At 67.6% G+C, this 14,448-nt stretch carries 14 protein-coding genes; 10 read left to right on the top strand and 4 right to left on the bottom strand.

Translation table 11 applies throughout. The features are described from left to right. Positions 1 to 416: 416 nt before the first annotated feature. The 7 genes from FSV73_RS21715 (at position 417) to FSV73_RS21685 (ending at position 6,479) form a co-directional block, all read left to right on the top strand. Complete coding sequence (locus FSV73_RS21715; protein WP_145011350.1) at positions 417 to 3,224, top strand: monovalent cation/H+ antiporter subunit A; 2,808 nt, start codon at positions 417 to 419, stop codon at positions 3,222 to 3,224. Position 3,225: 1 nt separating this feature from the next. Beyond that, complete coding sequence (locus FSV73_RS21710) at positions 3,226 to 3,555, top strand: Na+/H+ antiporter subunit C (protein WP_145011348.1); 330 nt, start codon at positions 3,226 to 3,228, stop codon at positions 3,553 to 3,555. After that, positions 3,552 to 5,051, top strand: a complete 1,500-nt coding sequence (locus FSV73_RS21705) for a monovalent cation/H+ antiporter subunit D (protein WP_145011345.1) — start codon at positions 3,552 to 3,554, stop codon at positions 5,049 to 5,051. Before FSV73_RS21710 ends, FSV73_RS21705 begins: the two co-directional genes overlap by 4 nt. Then, on the top strand, positions 5,048 to 5,545 hold the full coding sequence (locus tag FSV73_RS21700; protein WP_145011341.1) for a Na+/H+ antiporter subunit E: 498 nt from the start codon (positions 5,048 to 5,050) through the stop codon (positions 5,543 to 5,545). The genes FSV73_RS21705 and FSV73_RS21700 overlap by 4 nt, the downstream gene beginning before the upstream one ends. Next, positions 5,530 to 5,799 carry a K+/H+ antiporter subunit F gene (locus tag FSV73_RS21695; RefSeq protein ID WP_140219306.1) on the top strand — a complete coding sequence of 90 codons (270 nt, stop codon included), beginning with the start codon at positions 5,530 to 5,532 and terminating at the stop codon, positions 5,797 to 5,799. The genes FSV73_RS21700 and FSV73_RS21695 overlap by 16 nt, the downstream gene beginning before the upstream one ends. A gap of 15 nt (positions 5,800 to 5,814) precedes the next feature. Then, the gene (locus FSV73_RS21690; protein WP_140219308.1) at positions 5,815 to 6,144 is read left to right on the top strand and encodes a Na+/H+ antiporter subunit G; all 330 of its coding nucleotides are present in this window, start codon (positions 5,815 to 5,817) and stop codon (positions 6,142 to 6,144) included. 80 nt (positions 6,145 to 6,224) lie between these two features. Then, on the top strand, positions 6,225 to 6,479 hold the full coding sequence (locus FSV73_RS21685) for a putative hemolysin (protein WP_145011338.1): 255 nt from the start codon (positions 6,225 to 6,227) through the stop codon (positions 6,477 to 6,479). A 15-nt stretch (positions 6,480 to 6,494) separates the two neighbouring features. On the opposite strand, the gene FSV73_RS21680 is transcribed toward FSV73_RS21685, so the two are convergent. Further along, positions 6,495 to 8,072, bottom strand: a complete 1,578-nt coding sequence (locus FSV73_RS21680; RefSeq protein ID WP_145011335.1) for an ABC transporter substrate-binding protein — start codon at positions 8,070 to 8,072, stop codon at positions 6,495 to 6,497. Between the two features lie 390 nt (positions 8,073 to 8,462). Here FSV73_RS21680 and rpmB point away from each other — a divergent pair, with 390 nt between their 5' ends. After that, positions 8,463 to 8,699 (top strand): 50S ribosomal protein L28, encoded by a 237-nt coding sequence (gene rpmB / locus FSV73_RS21675; RefSeq protein ID WP_007159903.1) that lies wholly within the window; start codon positions 8,463 to 8,465, stop codon positions 8,697 to 8,699. A gap of 11 nt (positions 8,700 to 8,710) precedes the next feature. Then, positions 8,711 to 8,866 carry a 50S ribosomal protein L33 gene (gene rpmG / locus FSV73_RS21670; protein ID WP_007159904.1) on the top strand — a complete coding sequence of 52 codons (156 nt, stop codon included), beginning with the start codon at positions 8,711 to 8,713 and terminating at the stop codon, positions 8,864 to 8,866. A 96-nt stretch (positions 8,867 to 8,962) separates the two neighbouring features. Here rpmG and FSV73_RS21665 read toward each other — a convergent pair whose 3' ends face one another. The 3 genes from FSV73_RS21665 to FSV73_RS21650 all read right to left on the bottom strand — a co-directional run bounded on the left by FSV73_RS21665 (position 8,963) and on the right by FSV73_RS21650 (position 13,437). Beyond that, entirely contained in the window at positions 8,963 to 10,357 is a 1,395-nt protein-coding gene (locus FSV73_RS21665; protein ID WP_186309311.1) for an aminoacyl-tRNA deacylase and HDOD domain-containing protein, read from the bottom strand. Positions 10,358 to 10,432: 75 nt separating this feature from the next. Next, positions 10,433 to 12,508 (bottom strand): ATP-dependent DNA helicase RecG, encoded by a 2,076-nt coding sequence (gene recG, locus FSV73_RS21655; protein ID WP_145011329.1) that lies wholly within the window; start codon positions 12,506 to 12,508, stop codon positions 10,433 to 10,435. Then, the gene (locus tag FSV73_RS21650; protein ID WP_145011326.1) at positions 12,505 to 13,437 is read right to left on the bottom strand and encodes a hydrogen peroxide-inducible genes activator; all 933 of its coding nucleotides are present in this window, start codon (positions 13,435 to 13,437) and stop codon (positions 12,505 to 12,507) included. The genes recG and FSV73_RS21650 overlap by 4 nt, the downstream gene beginning before the upstream one ends. Before the next feature lie 151 nt (positions 13,438 to 13,588). Between FSV73_RS21650 and FSV73_RS21645 the strand changes: the two genes are divergently transcribed. Further along, on the top strand, positions 13,589 to 14,434 hold the full coding sequence (locus tag FSV73_RS21645; protein WP_145011323.1) for an NAD-dependent epimerase/dehydratase family protein: 846 nt from the start codon (positions 13,589 to 13,591) through the stop codon (positions 14,432 to 14,434). Positions 14,435 to 14,448 lie beyond the last annotated feature (14 nt).

Here is a 14,448-nt window from a genome sequence, read left to right as displayed (position 1 = left end):
CCCCGGCACGCGTTTCTTGCTCCTTTGGCGTGTCGGGGCTTTTTCTTCTCCACCCCGGCGTCGCGTCCCTGACGGGCGCCGGGCGCAACCCGTCCTGCCGACTTGAGCAAATGCCCGTTCCAGGGGTCTCAACGATGCCTGGGACGTGGCTGCCGGCTGCCCGCATTCCGCGCACGACGCCCCGCGCCTGTTTCCTAATATTTTGTAAGGGAGATAGGCCTAGAAATTCGTGGTCTGTCTCTTATTATCACTGAAGGTTATTAAACCGCCGGTTCTTGTATGAAACCTTGAGGGTGGCCTGCCGCCCCCGTCGCCGTCCTGGCGACCTTGCGGGTGAGCAGGCGCATTGCCGCCAGAGGCATCGAGGAAGCCAGTCGACCAGACCGCCGCGAGGCGGCGAGCTACAGGATGCAGGCATGCTATTGGCGCTGATCATCGCGTTGCCTTTCATGGGCACACTCCTTTCGCTACTGGCCGGGCGCCGGGGCCGGGCGGCCTGTGCCCTGGCGACCGCGCTGGCCCCCGCCGTGGCCCTGGCACTGCTGCTCAGACAGCTGCCCGCCGTGCTGGACGGCGCCGTCGTACTGCACCGGGTCGACTGGCTGCCCGTCCTCGGGCTGAACCTCAGCCTGCGGCTGGACGGCCTGGGGCTGATGTTCGCCCTGATGATCCTGGTCATCGGCCTGCTGGTGATCCTCTATGCCGCCTATTACCTAGGCAAGGACGAACCGGTCGGGCGCTTCTTCGCCTACCTGCTGCTGTTCATGGGCGCCATGCTGGGGGTGGTGCTGGCGGAAAACCTGCTCCTGCTGATGGTGTTCTGGGAGCTGACCAGCCTGTCGTCCTTCTTGCTGATCGGCTTCTGGAGCCACAGCAAGGAAGCCCGCCAGGGCGCGCGCATGGCATTGACCGTCACCGGCGGCGGCGGCCTGGCGCTGCTCGCCGGCATCCTCTTGATCGGCCATATCGTCGGCAGCTTCGAGCTGAGCGAGGTGCTCGCCGCCGGCCCGCTGATCACCGGCCACGCCCTCTATCCGCTGGCGCTGATCCTTGTGCTGCTGGGCGTCTTCACCAAGTCGGCGCAATTCCCCTTCCACTTCTGGCTGCCCCAGGCCATGGCCGCGCCGACGCCGGTGTCGGCCTATCTGCACTCGGCGACCATGGTCAAGGCCGGGGTGTTCCTGCTGGCGCGGCTCTATCCAGCGCTGGCCGATTCGGACTGGTGGTTCTACATCGTCACCCTCACCGGCCTCACCACCCTAGTGGTGGGGGCCATCCTGGCGCTGTTCCAGCACGACCTCAAGGGGCTGCTGGCCTATTCCACCATCAGCCACCTGGGCCTGATCACCCTGCTGTTCGGCCTCGACACCCAGCTGTCCACCGTGGCGGCGGTGTTCCACATCCTCAACCATGCCACCTTCAAGGCCTCGCTGTTCATGGCTGCCGGGATCATCGACCACGAGACCGGCAGCCGCGACATGCGCCGCCTCGCCGGTCTCTGGCGCTACATGCCGCACACCGCGGTGCTGGCCATGGTCGCCGCCGCGGCCATGGGCGGGGTGCCCCTGCTCAACGGCTTCCTGAGCAAGGAGATGTTCTTCAACGAGACCCTCAACCACGGCCTGTTCGGCAGCTTCAGCTGGATCGTACCGGCGGTGGCGGTGCTCTACGGGGTCTTCTCGGTGGCCTATTCGCTGCGCTTCATCCACGACGTCTTCTTCAACGGCGAACCGCGCGACCTGCCGCACTATCCGCCCCACGAGCCGCCGCGCTATATGAAGATCCCGGTGGAGATCCTGGTGCTGCTCTGCCTGCTGGTGGGCATAGTGCCAGGCTACACCGTGGCGCCGCTGCTGGCCGTCGGCGCCAGCGCCGCCCTCGGCGGCAGCCTGCCCGAGTACAGCCTGGCCATCTGGCACGGCTTCAACACCGCCCTGATGATGAGCATCCTGGCCATGGTCGGCGGCGTGGTGGTCTACGCCTGCCGCCGACCGCTGTTCCGCTGGCAGGCGGGCCTGCCGGACGTGGACGCCCGGCTGGTCTTCGAGCATGCCCTGAACCGGCTGATCGGCTTCGCCCGGCGGCTCACCCGGCGCCTGGAGAGCGGTTCGCTGCAGGCCTACATCGCCCTGATGCTCTGCGCCACCCTGCTGTTGCTGATAACCGCCCTGTCCGGACTCGATGCCCTTGGCGGCGCGGTCGCGCTGTCGCCCTTCGATCCGCTCACCGCCCTGGGCCTGGGTATCCTCATGCTGACCGCGGTGCTGACGGTGGTCTTCCATCGCAACCGCCTCAAGGCGCTGATGACCCTGAGCACCGTGGGCCTGATCGTGTCCCTGCTGTTCGCCCGCTATTCGGCGCCGGACCTGGCGCTGACCCAGCTGTCGGTGGAGGTGGTGACCATCATCCTGCTGGTGCTGGCGCTGTTCTTCATGCCCGACCGCACCCCCATCGAGTCCAGCAGCCTGCGCGGCCTGCGCGATGTGCTGCTGGCCGGGGGCCTGGGGTTGCTGGTGGCGCTGCTGGCCTATGCCGTGCTGACCCGCCCCTACACCGGCATCGGCGACTTCTTCCTGGCCAACTCGGTGTCCGGTGGCGGTGGCTACAACGTGGTCAACGTCATCCTGGTGGACTTCCGCGGCTTCGACACCCTGGGCGAGATCACCGTGCTGGCCATCGCCGCGGCCGGTGTCTACGGCCTGCTCAAGCACCTGCACCTGCCGCATCCGCTGGTCGATCCCAAGGGCACGCCCTGGTCGCGTGACAGCCATCCGATGATCCTCAACAACGTGGCCCGGGTGCTCTTGCCGCTGGCGCTGCTGGTGTCGGCCTTCATCTTCGTGCGCGGCCACAACCTGCCCGGTGGTGGCTTCATCGCCGGCCTGATCACCGCCATCGCCCTGATCCTGCAGTACGTCGCCCATGGCGTGACCTGGACCCAGCGCCGCCTGCCCGTCAGCTACCACACCCTGGCCGGACTCGGTGTGCTGATCGCCGCCCTCACCGGGCTGGGTTCCCTGGCGTTCGGCCGACCCTTCCTCACCACCGCCTTCGACTACTTCGCCATCCCGCTGATCGGCAAGACCGAATTGGCCACCGCCCTGATCTTCGACCTGGGCGTCTACCTCGCCGTCGTCGGCGCCACCCTCCTGATCCTCTCCAACCTGGGCCACGTCAGCCGGGACGAGACGGACAAGGACGGCTCCAGCCAGGAGGTGCTCTAACATGGAAATCCTGTTCTGCACGACCCTCGGGGTGCTCACCGCCAGCGGCGTCTACCTGCTGCTGCGGGCCCGGCTCTATCCGGTGGTGCTCGGTCTCACCCTGCTCTCCTATGCGGTCAATCTGTTCCTGTTCGCCATGGGCCGGCTGCGTACCGGGGTGCCGGCGGTGATCGGCCAGGCCGCCGAGCAGGCCGACCCGGTGCCCCAGGCGCTGGTACTCACCGCCATCGTCATCGGCTTCGCCATGACCGCCTTCGTGCTCGCCCTGTCGCTGCGCGCCCTGGGCGAGCTGCGCACCGATCACGTGGACGGCGAGGAACCGCGCCGATGAAGCACCTGATCATCCTGCCGATCCTGATTCCGCTGTTCACGGGCGCCTTCCTGCTGATGCGCCCGCGGCTGTCGGCGACCACCGCCCGCTGGCTGTCGCTGCTCGCCACCTGGGCGCTGCTGCCGCTGGCCGGGATGCTCCTGCAGCGGGCCAGCGGCGGCAGCCTGGAGGTCTACGCCCTGGGCGACTGGCCGGCGCCCTTCGGCATCGTCCTGCTGCTGGATCGCCTGGCCGCGCTGATGCTGCTCACCGTGGCGGTGCTGGCCGGCTGCGCGGCGCTCTATGCCTGCCGGGGCGACGACCAGCGCGGCCCGGATTTCCATGCGCTGTTCCAGTTCCAGTTGCTGGGCATCAACGGCGCCTTCCTCACCGGCGACCTGTTCAACCTCTTCGTCTTCTTCGAGATCCTGCTGATCGCCTCCTACGCCCTGCTGGTGCACGGCGCCGGCCCGGCCCGGGTACGCGCCGGCCTGCACTACGTGGTGCTCAATCTGGTGGGTTCGGCGCTGTTCCTGATCGGCATCGGCCTGCTCTACGGCCTGCTCGGCACCCTCAATATGGCGGACCTGGGCCAGCGGGTGGCCAATGCCGATCCGGCGCAGGCACCCCTGCTGGCCGCGGCGGGCTTCCTGCTGCTGGTGGTGTTCGGCCTCAAGGGCGCCATCCTGCCGCTGTACTTCTGGCTGCCCGGCGCCTATTCCGCCGCCAGCGCCCCGGTCGCGGCGCTGTTCGCCATCATGACCAAGGTCGGCCTCTACGCCATCGTCCGCGTCTTCCTGCTGGTGTTCGGCAGCGCCGCCGGCCCGCTGGCAGGCTTCGTGCTGCCCTGGCTCTGGCCACTGGCGGCCCTTACCCTGGCCGCCGGGGTGTTCGGCGCCCTGGCGGCTCATCACCTCAAGGCGCTGCTCGGCTACCTGGTGGTGATCTCGGTGGGCATGCTGCTCAGCGGCGTCGCCCTGGGCAGCGTCGCGGGGCTGGCCGCCGCGCTGTTCTACCTGGTGCACAGCACCTGGATCGCCGGCGCCCTGTTCCTGCTGGCGGACCTGGTCGCCCAGCAGCGCGGCCCCCAGGGCGATACCCTCGCCAGCGGACCGCAGCTGGGCAATCCGCGCCTGCTCGGTGGCCTGTTCTTCCTCGGCGCGGTGTCCGTCGCCGGCCTGCCGCCCTTCCCCGGCTTCCTCGGCAAGGTGATGCTCTTGCAGGCCACCGGTACCGCCTGGCCGGCGCTGGTCATCTGGCCGGTGGTGCTGCTCGGCGGCCTGGGCATGCTCATCGCCCTGTCCCGCGCCGGCACCACGCTGTTCTGGCGCAGCAACGGCGCCGCCCTCGGCGTGCGCCTCGACCCCGTCCAGCTCGCCGCCACCCTCGGCCTGCTGGCGGGCAGCCCGCTACTGGTCGCCGCCGCGGCGCCGCTGCACGGCTATGTGCTGGACACCGCCCGGCAACTGCTGGACGTGGCGCCCTACTTCGCTATCGTCCGGGGGGTTGGCCCATGAAGCGCTGGCTGCCGCATCCGCTGCTCACCCTGTTGCTGACCCTGACCTGGCTGCTGCTCAACAACAGCCTGAGCCTGGGGCAACTGCTCTTGGGCCTGTTGCTCGGCTGGGGGATCCCGCTGCTCTGCCAGGACTTCCTGCTCCCTGCTCCGCGGCTACGGCGCCCGGGCCTGCTGCTGCGCTACGCGCTGATAGTGCTGTACGACATCATCGTCGCCAACCTGCACGTCGCGCGCCTGGTGCTGGGGCCCACCCGGGAGCTCAAGCCGGCCTTCATCGAGGTGCCCATCGACATCGAGGACGAATTCCTCCTCACCCTGCTGGCCTGCGTGGTGTCCCTCACCCCCGGTACCGTGTCCTCCGGCCTCAGCGGCGATCGCAAGACCCTGCTGCTGCACGGCCTGGACGTCGACGACAAGGCGCAGGTGATCCGCCAGGTCAAGACGCGCTATGAAGCCCCGCTCAAGGAGATCTTCGAATGCTCACCTACGTGACGCTGCTGTGCATGGGCATGATGGGCGTGGCCGCCGTGCTCAACGTCTATCGCCTGGTCAAGGGCCCGGACATCCCGGATCGGGTGCTGGCCCTGGATACCCTCTACATCAACGTGCTGGCGCTGATCGTGCTGTTCGGCATCTGGCTGGCCACCGCCGTCTTCTTCGAGGCGGCGCTGCTCATCGCCGTGACCGGCTTCGTCGGCACCGTGGCGCTGGGCAAGCACATGCTCCACGGCGAAATCATCGATTAACGAGGAGCTACCCTCATGCCCTTCTGGCTCGAACTCCTGATCTGCGCCCTGCTGCTCATCGGCAGCAGTTTCGCCCTCATCGGCGCCATCGGCCTGTACCGGCTGCCGGACTTCTTCATGCGCCTGCACGGCCCGACCAAGGCCACCACCCTGGGCGTGGGCAGCACCATCATCGCCTCGATGCTGTTCTTCAGCGTCCAGGGCGACGGCCTCAGCCTGCACGAACTGCTGATCGCCCTGTTCCTCTTCATCACCGCGCCGGTGAGCGCCCACATGATGGCCCGCGCCGCCCTCCAGCAGAAGGTCAAGCTGGTGGAGCGCACCGATGGGCGCCCCTGGCAGTGAGCCCGATCCAACCGCATCGGGCTGGCCAACGGCCTTCGCCTGCCCTAGGGTGGGGTTTTCATCCCCGCGGAATCCCACCCATGCGCGCCGTCATCCCCTGCCTGCTCACCAGTACCCTGTTCGGTAGCCTGCTGCTGGGCGCCGGCTGTACCCGCGAGGAGCAACCGGCGCGCAACGGCTACCAGCTGGCCAATCCGGCGTCCGAATACTGCATCAGCCAGGGTGGCCGCGTGGACCTCCGCCAGGACGCCAACGGCAACCAGTACGGGATGTGTCATTTCGCCGATGGTCACGAAATCGAAGAGTGGACGCTGTTCCGCCGCGCCCACCCCTGAGCACCCGTAGCGGCCTCAGCGACCGCCACTGACCTGGCTGAAGTCCTGCCGGCCGAAGGGACTGGGCCGGTAGCCCTCTACCCCGGTCTTGGCCAGGACCGTCACCGTCGGGTGCGCCAGCGGCAGCCACAGCGCCTGGTCGTGGATGATGCGCTGGGCCTGGTGGTAGACGGTGGCCCGGGCCATCTGGTCGGACAGGGTCTTGCCCTTGGCGATGGCGCCATCCAGGGTCTTGTCGCAATAGCGGGCGAAGTTGAGGCCCGACTGCACCGAGGCGCAGGAGAATTGCGGGGTCAGGTAGTTGTCCGGATCGCCGTTGTCACCGGCCCACCCCATGAACAGCAGGTCGTGCTCGCCGGTCTTAGCGCGACGGATCAGCTCGCCCCACTCGATCACCTGGATCTGGGCATCGACGCCGATCTTCTTCAGGTCGGCCTGCAGCATCTGGGCGCCCAGTTGCGGATTGGGGTTGAGCAGGCTGCCGCTGGGCCGCGTCCAGATGGTGGTCTTGAAGCCGTCCTTGAGGCCCGCCTGGGCCAGCAGGGCCTTGGCCTTGGCCGGGTCATAGGGATAGGCCGGCACGTCCTTGGCGTAGCCCCAGGTGGTCGGCGGATAGACGTTGTCGGCGGCCACCGCGGTGTCCTGGAACACCGCCTTGAGATAGCTCTGCTTGTCGAACGCCAGGTTGATGGCCTGGCGCACCTTGATGTTGTCCAGCGGCGGATGGCTGGTGTTGATACCGACGAAGGCGGTCATGAAGGCCGGCGTCTGCAGCACCTGCAGGCTCTTGTCCTCCCGGGCGCTCTGCAGGTCCTGGGGCTTGGGCGAGAGGGCAAGCTGGCACTCGCCGCGCTTGAGCCGCTGCAGGCGTACCGCCGAATCCGGGGTGATGGCGTAGATCAGTCCATCCAGCTTGGGCTTGCCGGCGAAATAGCCCGGATTGGCCGCGTAGCGGACCACGGCGTCCTTCTGGTAGCGCTTGAAGACGAAGGGCCCAGTGCCTATGGGTTCGTCGTTGAGCTGGGCGGTCTTGCCGGCCTTGAGCAGCTGGTCGGCGTACTCGGCGGAATAGATGGATGCGAAGCCCATGCTCAAGGTCGGCAGGAAGGTGGCGTCCGGGGTGTTGAGCACGATGCGCACGCCCAGGTCACCGGTCTTCTCGACACTCTTGATCAGCTTGGGCCACTGCATCGACTGGGCATGGGGGTAGCCGCTCTTGGCCACCGCGTGCCAGGGATGATCCTTGTCGAGCATGCGCTGGAAGCTGAACACCACGTCGTCGGCGTTCAGGCTGCGACTCGGGGTGAAGTAGTCGGTGTGGTGGAATTTCACGTCCGGGCGCAGGGTGAAGTCGTAGGTCAGGCCATCGGTGGAGATCGTCCAGTTCTGGGCCAGGCTCGGCACCAGCTTGCCTTCGCCGGCGTCGTAGTCCACCAGGCGATTCATCAGCACGTCGGCCGAGGCATTGGTGGTGGTCAGGGAGTTGTACTGCACCACGTCGAATCCATCCGGACTGGCTTCGGTGCAGACACTGAGCGTGGCGGCCTGGGCCAGCAGGGGCGCGAAGAGCAGAGGCAAGGCGGCGAAACGCATGGACGATTCCTTGTGGATCCGGGGTGGGCAGGCGGTGGGACTGTTCCGTGGCAGCGGGCTGACAGGCCCTGCCGACGACCGCCTGGCGGATGTGCTTGGTTTTCTCAGTCGCCTTAAACTAGACCACCCGTCCGTCTGTCACAATGCTTCCGACCGACGAACGGTTGGCATTCCGGAGAGGGCCGCGCAGCGCCCGCTCCACGGGGATTTCATCCGTCGCCCCACCTTGTTATCGCCGAGTGCTTCTGGTATAAAACAGCGCTCTTTTTTCGGGGTATGGCCGCTTCAGGTCCCCGGCTTTCGCCGGCGCTCCCGTCAAAACAGGAATCAATACAGTTACAAGCGGCCAACCCATGCCGGGTTTGGCATGAGGTTTATGAGGGCTGAGCCATGTCGAGAGTTTGCCAAGTAACCGGTAAGGGTCCGATTACTGGGAACAACGTTTCCCACGCTAACAACAAAACCCGTCGTCGTTTCCTGCCGAACCTGCAGCATCACCGTTTCTGGGTAGAATCCGAGAAGCGCTTCGTGCGTCTGCGCGTTTCTGCCAAGGGCATGCGTATCATCGACAAGCGCGGTATCGAAACCGTCCTGTCCGAGCTGCGTAGCCGCGGCGAAAAATTCTAAGGGGATTCGTCATGCGTGAATTGATCCGTCTGATTTCCAGTGCCGGTACCGGTCACTTCTACACCACTGACAAGAACAAGCGCACCAAGCCCGAAAAGATCGAAATCAAGAAATTCGATCCGGTCGTGCGCAAGCATGTCATGTACAAGGAAGGCAAGATCAAGTAATTGGTCGCCCCCTTGACGAAAAACCCGCCTCGGCGGGTTTTTTGTTGCCTGGCAGCCGGCGGATCCGGCCGCAGCCGGTCCGCCGCGCTCAGGGGATCATTTGAACTGGCCGGTCAGCTCGCGCAGGGCGGCTTCCGCGCCGAGGATCCTCTGCATGCATTCCCGGGCCTTGGCCGGCTCTATGTTCAGCCGCGTATAGAGCTCGTCGGGGATGGGCTGGGCCGGGCCATTGCCGATACCCTCGCCGCGCAGCAGCTGCACGGCGAGGAAGATCAGGTTGGGATAGACCGCCTGCTCGCCGTGGTACTCCGGATCGCCCTGGAAGCGCAGCGCCGTCACCACCTCCTCGGGCATTTCCCAGCAGCGCATCAGGGCGGCGCCGATCTGCTCGCGGGTGATGCCCAGCAGGTGATGCTCGATCACCTGGTGATCCAGCTGGCGGTTGGCCTCCAGGTGGCGGCAGATCAGCGTGAAGTGCGGCGGGAAGACATGCGCCAGCACCAGGTAACCGAAATTGTGCAGCAGGCCGCCGAGATAGGCCAGGCCCATCTCCGGCCGCTCCGCCCGCGGCATGGAGCGCGCCAGGCCCTCGATCAGGGCGGCGGTGTAGATGGCCTGCTTCCAGTAGGGCGTCTCCTGCTGCGCCTGGTCGCTGGGCAGGCTGAGGGTCTTGCCCAGGGCCAGACCGAGGGCCAGGTTGATCACCAGGTCGAAGCCCAGTACGCGCACGATGGCATCTTCCACCGAGCGGATCTTGCCGGGCGCGGCATAGTAGGGCGAGGCGGCCCAGCTGATCACCTGGGCGGCCAGGGCCGGGTCGGTCTCCACCACGTTGGCCAGGTCGTCCACCGTGGCATCGGGATCGACGCGCAGCTTGATGACCTTCTCCGCGGTCTTGGACAGCGGTGGGATTTCCAGCGTCTCTTCCAGCCGCTGGCGGATGCGGCGTGCGGTGAAGGCGGTGGCCGCATGGAGAATTTCCGCTTCATCGCGCTCCGGATGGCGCAGATTCGGCTGGATACCGGCCGCCGGGATGCCGAAGCTGCCGGCGGTGGCCTGACTCAACAGGCGGCGATAGTCAGACGTTTCCACCTCCAGCAGCAGCGAGCGCTCACCGGACTCCAGCAGCAGTCGCGGCGCCTCCAGCAGACGCTCGTCATACAGGCAGGGCGAATTGGTCAGCGACGGCAACCCCGGCAGGACATCCAGTTCGTAGCGCTCCAGGGTGCGCAGCAACCGCTCCGGCGCCACCACCGCCAGTTGCCGCCCGGTGAACTCCACCAGCCGGCGCAGATCCAGCAACTGATCCTCGGGCAGCAGCACCAGCAGCATGCCGACGCTGTCGCTGAGGAGCACCGTGTGCACCCGATTCACCTGCGGCTGGCGGCTCGTCGCCGGTACCGGCCGATAGGCCAGATTCAACTGGGCGAGTAGCTGCTGGATCGAAGGGGGAACTTCAGGGGCGGGCGAAGCGAGCGCTACATCGGTCATGGCATTTTCTTCCTCACGTACGCCTTGGAGTATAACCATTCGGCTCCGTAGGTAGCGCCGTCTGTATAAGCTTTGTCACACCTGGCCGTATTGCTGTCCATGGCGCAACCAGCGCTCCAGCAGCGGACCGGCATGGCTCGGCCAGCGCGCCAGCAACTCCTGGGCGGCATCGCGCACCGCCGGCAGCCAGTGGGCGTCGCGCATGAGGTCGGCCACCTTGAACTGCAACAGGCCGGTCTGGCGCGTGCCGAGCATCTCGCCGGGGCCACGCAACTCCAGGTCCTTCTCGGCGATGATGAAGCCGTCGTTGGTCTCGCGCATGATGGCCAGGCGCTCGCGGCCGATCTGCGACAGCGGCGGGTGGAACAGCAGCACGCAATGGCTGACCGCACTGCCCCGCCCGACCCGGCCGCGCAGCTGGTGCAGCTGGGCCAGGCCCAGGCGCTCGGGATTCTCGATGATCATAAGGCTGGCGTTGGGCACGTCCACCCCCACCTCGATCACCGTGGTGGCCACCAGCAGCTGCAGGTTGCCGGCCTTGAACTCGGCCATCACCGCGGCTTTCTCCGCCGGCTTCATGCGGCCGTGGATCAACCCGACGTGCAATTCGGCCAGGGCCAGCTGCAACTCCTCGTAGGTGGTCTCCGCCGCCTGGCAGGTGAGCTCCTCGGATTCCTCGATCAGGGTACAGACCCAGTAGGCCTGGCGCCCTTCGTGGCAGGCGGCGCGGACACGCTCCACGACTTCCTCGCGGCGACTGTCGGTGACGCTCACGGTATTGACCGGAGTCCGCCCCGGCGGCAACTCGTCGAGCACCGAGGTATCCAGGTCGGCATAGGCGCTCATGGCCAGGGTGCGCGGGATGGGCGTGGCGGTCATGATCAGCTGGTGCGGCGCCAGGCGCCCGTCGACGCCCTTCTGGCGCAGGGCCAGGCGCTGCTGCACGCCGAAGCGGTGCTGCTCGTCGATCACCACCAGCGCCAGCCGGGCGAAGCGGACCTCGTCCTGGAACAGCGCATGGGTGCCCACCACCATGGGCGCCCCGGCGGCGATGCGCTCCAGGGAGCTGGCGCGGGCCTTGCCCTTGAGCTTGCCGGCCAGCCAGGCCACCTCGATGTCCAGCGCGGCGAACCAGCGCTGGAAGTTGAGGAAGTGCTGCTCGGCGAGGATCTCGGTGGGCGCCATCAGCGCCACCTGGTAGCCAGCCTCGATGGCCTGCAGCGCCGCCAGGGCGGCGACCACCGTCTTGCCCGCGCCCACGTCGCCCTGCACCAGGCGCAGCATGGGCTCGCCCTGGGCCAGGTCGTAGGCGATCTCGCGGCCGACGCGCTGCTGGGCGCCGGTGGGGGTGAAGCCGAGGTTGTCCAGGTAGAGCTGGGGTAGCCGCCGGGCGGCGGGCAAGGGCACCGCACGCTGCGCCCGCAGGGTCTCGCGCAGGCGCTGCAGGGACAGCTGGTGGGTCAGCAGCTCCTCAAAGACCAGTCGTTCCTGGGCCCAGTGGCGACCCTCGGCGAGCTCTTCCAGGTCGGCATCCGGCGGCGGCCGGTGCAGGTAGCGCAGGGCATCGGCCAGCGGACCCAGCCGGTAGTGCGCGGCCATCTCCGGCGGCAGCCAGTCCGGCAGGGAGTCGGGCCCGAGGCGCTCCAGCGTCTGGGCGCTGAGCTGGCGCAGGCGCAGCTGGGTGAGGCCCTCGGTGGTCGGGTAGATGGGGGTCAGGGTCTGCTCGACAGGCGCCGGGGCGTTTTCATCCTGGGCGCGGTATTCCGGGTGGTAGATCTCCAGCCCCGAGGCGCCGGGACGCACCTCGCCATAGCAGCGCAGCAGGGTGCCGCGCTTGAGGCCGTCCTTCTGCGCCTGGCTGAAGTGGAAGAAGCGCAGCGACAGGGTGCCGCTGCCGTCCTGCAGCCGGACCAGCAGGCTGCGGCGGCGGCCCATGAGCACCTCGGCGGAGGCGACCATCCCCTCGACCACCGCATCCTGGCCGGGCCGCAGGGCACCGATGGGCACGATGCGGGTGCGGTCCTGGTAGCGCAGCGGCAGGTGGAAGAGCACGTCCTGCAAGGTTTCCAGGCCGACCCGCGCGAGCTTCTCCTGCAGGGCGGCGCCGACCCCCTTGAGGGCGGTGACCGGCGTCGCGGCCAGTTCGCTCATGCCGGCTGCACGACGCCCTTGGCTTCGGGCCGCGCCACGGAGCACAGCCGGACCGAATCGGCCAGCACCTCGATGGCCTTGGGCCGCGGGAAGCTGGCGCGCCAGGCGATGGCCACGGTGCGATAGGGCACCGGCCGTTCGAAGGGCCGCACCTCGATGATCCCCGGCGCATAGTGGTGACTCTCAACGGCCGAGAACGGCAGCACCGAGACGCCCAGGCCCGAGGCGACCATGTGGCGAATGGTTTCCAGCGACGAGGATTCCACCGTGGAATTCTTGTTTTCCTCGTGCTTGCGCACGGTCGGACAGGCTTCCAGCACCTGGTCGCGGAAGCAGTGGCCTTCGCCGAGCAGCAGCAGGCTCTTGTCGCTGAGCTGGTTCTGCGGGATGGTCTTGAGCTTGGTCCAGGGGTGCCGCGCCGGCATCATCACGTAGAAGGGTTCGTCGTACAGCGGCATGGTCAGGACATCCGGCTCGCTGAACGGCAGGGCGAGGATGACGGCGTCCAGTTCCCCGGTGCGCAGCTTGTCCCGCAGCAGGTGGGTGAAGTTTTCCTCGATGTACAGCGGCATCTCCGGCGCCACCCGGTTGAGCTGCGGGATGAGGTGCGGGAAGAGATAGGGCCCGATGGTATAGATGGCGCCGATCTTCAGCGGGGCGCTGAGCTGGTTCTTGCCGGCCTGGGCCAGCTCGCGGATGCCCTGGGCCTGCTCCAGCACCTTCTGCGCCTGGGCGACGATGCCCTCGCCGGTGGGGGTGAGGCGCACGGCACTCTTGCTGCGCTCGAAGATCAGAATGCCCAGCTCGTCCTCGAGCTTCTTGACGCCGACCGACAGCGTCGGCTGGCTGACGTGGCAACGCTCGGCGGCTCGGCCAAAGTGCTGTTCCTGGGCGAGCGTGACGATATAGCGCAGTTCAGTCAGGGTCATAGTCAAATTCCATGGGTTGCCGGTCAATCTTAGCGGCTGTCTCTATCAACGGCCAAGCGCGACGGGCAGGCGAGCGCCCTAACCGGTTGGACCCCGGCTACGCAGGGGCTACCCTGGCCGTCTGTCCCGGCCTTTGCAGAAGGAAACACCGATGAGCACCATCCTGATCGCCGGTTGCGGCGATGTCGGCAGCCGTCTCGGCCTGCAACTGGTCGCCCAGGGCCACCGCGTCTTCGGCCTCAGGCGCAATGTCGCCGCCCTCCCCGCCGCCCTGCTCCCGGTCGCCGGCGATCTCGCCGACGCCACGCCACCGGCCGCCTGGCCGCGCGAACCCCTCGACCAGGTGGTCTATGCCACCGCCGCGACCCACCATGACGAAGCCGGCTACCGCGCCGCCTACGTCGAGGGCCTGCGCCACCTGCTGGGCTGGCTGGCCGCCTGCGAGCAGCGCCCGCGGCGCCTGCTGTTCGTCTCCAGCAGCGGCGTCTACGCCCAGCAGGACGGCGCCTGGATCGACGAAACCGCGCCGGCCGAATCCGCGCGGTTCTCCGGGCGCATCCTGCGCGAAGCGGAAGACCTGGCCCTGGGCAGCGGCCTGCCCGCCAGCGTGGTGCGCCTGACCGGCATCTATGGGCCCGGACGCGAGGCGCTGCTGCGCCAGGTGCGCGAAGGCTCGCGGGTGAGCCGCGAGCCACCGCTGTACGGCAATCGCATCCATGTCGAGGACGCCGCCGGCCTGCTGGCCTTGCTGCTGGAGCGCGATCGCGCCGGGGTCGCGCTGGAGGCGCTCTACCTCGGCGTCGACGACGATCCGGCGCCGCTGGACGAGGTGGTCGACTGGCTGCGGGCCCGCCTGGGCATCGACGTCTGGTCCGACGAGGCCCAGCTGCGCCGCGCCGGCAGCAAGAGATGCAGCAACGCCCGCGCCCGGGCCCTGGGCTGGGTGCCCCGCTACCCCAGCTATCGCGAAGGCTACGCGGCGATTCTCGACCGCTGAAACGACGGAGCCCG

Origin of the sequence: Pseudomonas oryzihabitans (assembly GCF_007665395.1) — a bacterium.
Lineage (GTDB): Bacteria > Pseudomonadota > Gammaproteobacteria > Pseudomonadales > Pseudomonadaceae > Chryseomonas > Chryseomonas psychrotolerans_C.
The sequence above is the reverse complement of the archived record's forward strand: the minus strand, read 5'-3'. Positions and strand labels throughout refer to the sequence as shown.

Bases quoted from the DNA above. Each gene is read 5' to 3' on its own strand.
- FSV73_RS21715 (WP_145011350.1), top strand. From the start codon at position 417: ATGCTATTGGCGCTGATCATCGCGTTGCCTTTCATGGGCACACTCCTT.
- FSV73_RS21710 (WP_145011348.1), top strand. From the start codon at position 3,226: ATGGAAATCCTGTTCTGCACGACCCTCGGGGTGCTCACCGCCAGCGGC.
- FSV73_RS21705 (WP_145011345.1), top strand. From the start codon at position 3,552: ATGAAGCACCTGATCATCCTGCCGATCCTGATTCCGCTGTTCACGGGC.
- FSV73_RS21700 (WP_145011341.1), top strand. From the start codon at position 5,048: ATGAAGCGCTGGCTGCCGCATCCGCTGCTCACCCTGTTGCTGACCCTG.
- FSV73_RS21695 (WP_140219306.1), top strand. From the start codon at position 5,530: ATGCTCACCTACGTGACGCTGCTGTGCATGGGCATGATGGGCGTGGCC.
- FSV73_RS21690 (WP_140219308.1), top strand. From the start codon at position 5,815: ATGCCCTTCTGGCTCGAACTCCTGATCTGCGCCCTGCTGCTCATCGGC.
- FSV73_RS21685 (WP_145011338.1), top strand. From the start codon at position 6,225: ATGCGCGCCGTCATCCCCTGCCTGCTCACCAGTACCCTGTTCGGTAGC.
- FSV73_RS21680 (WP_145011335.1), bottom strand. From the start codon at position 8,072: ATGCGTTTCGCCGCCTTGCCTCTGCTCTTCGCGCCCCTGCTGGCCCAG.
- rpmB (WP_007159903.1), top strand. From the start codon at position 8,463: ATGTCGAGAGTTTGCCAAGTAACCGGTAAGGGTCCGATTACTGGGAAC.
- rpmG (WP_007159904.1), top strand. From the start codon at position 8,711: ATGCGTGAATTGATCCGTCTGATTTCCAGTGCCGGTACCGGTCACTTC.
- FSV73_RS21665 (WP_186309311.1), bottom strand. From the start codon at position 10,357: ATGACCGATGTAGCGCTCGCTTCGCCCGCCCCTGAAGTTCCCCCTTCG.
- recG (WP_145011329.1), bottom strand. From the start codon at position 12,508: ATGAGCGAACTGGCCGCGACGCCGGTCACCGCCCTCAAGGGGGTCGGC.
- FSV73_RS21650 (WP_145011326.1), bottom strand. From the start codon at position 13,437: ATGACCCTGACTGAACTGCGCTATATCGTCACGCTCGCCCAGGAACAG.
- FSV73_RS21645 (WP_145011323.1), top strand. From the start codon at position 13,589: ATGAGCACCATCCTGATCGCCGGTTGCGGCGATGTCGGCAGCCGTCTC.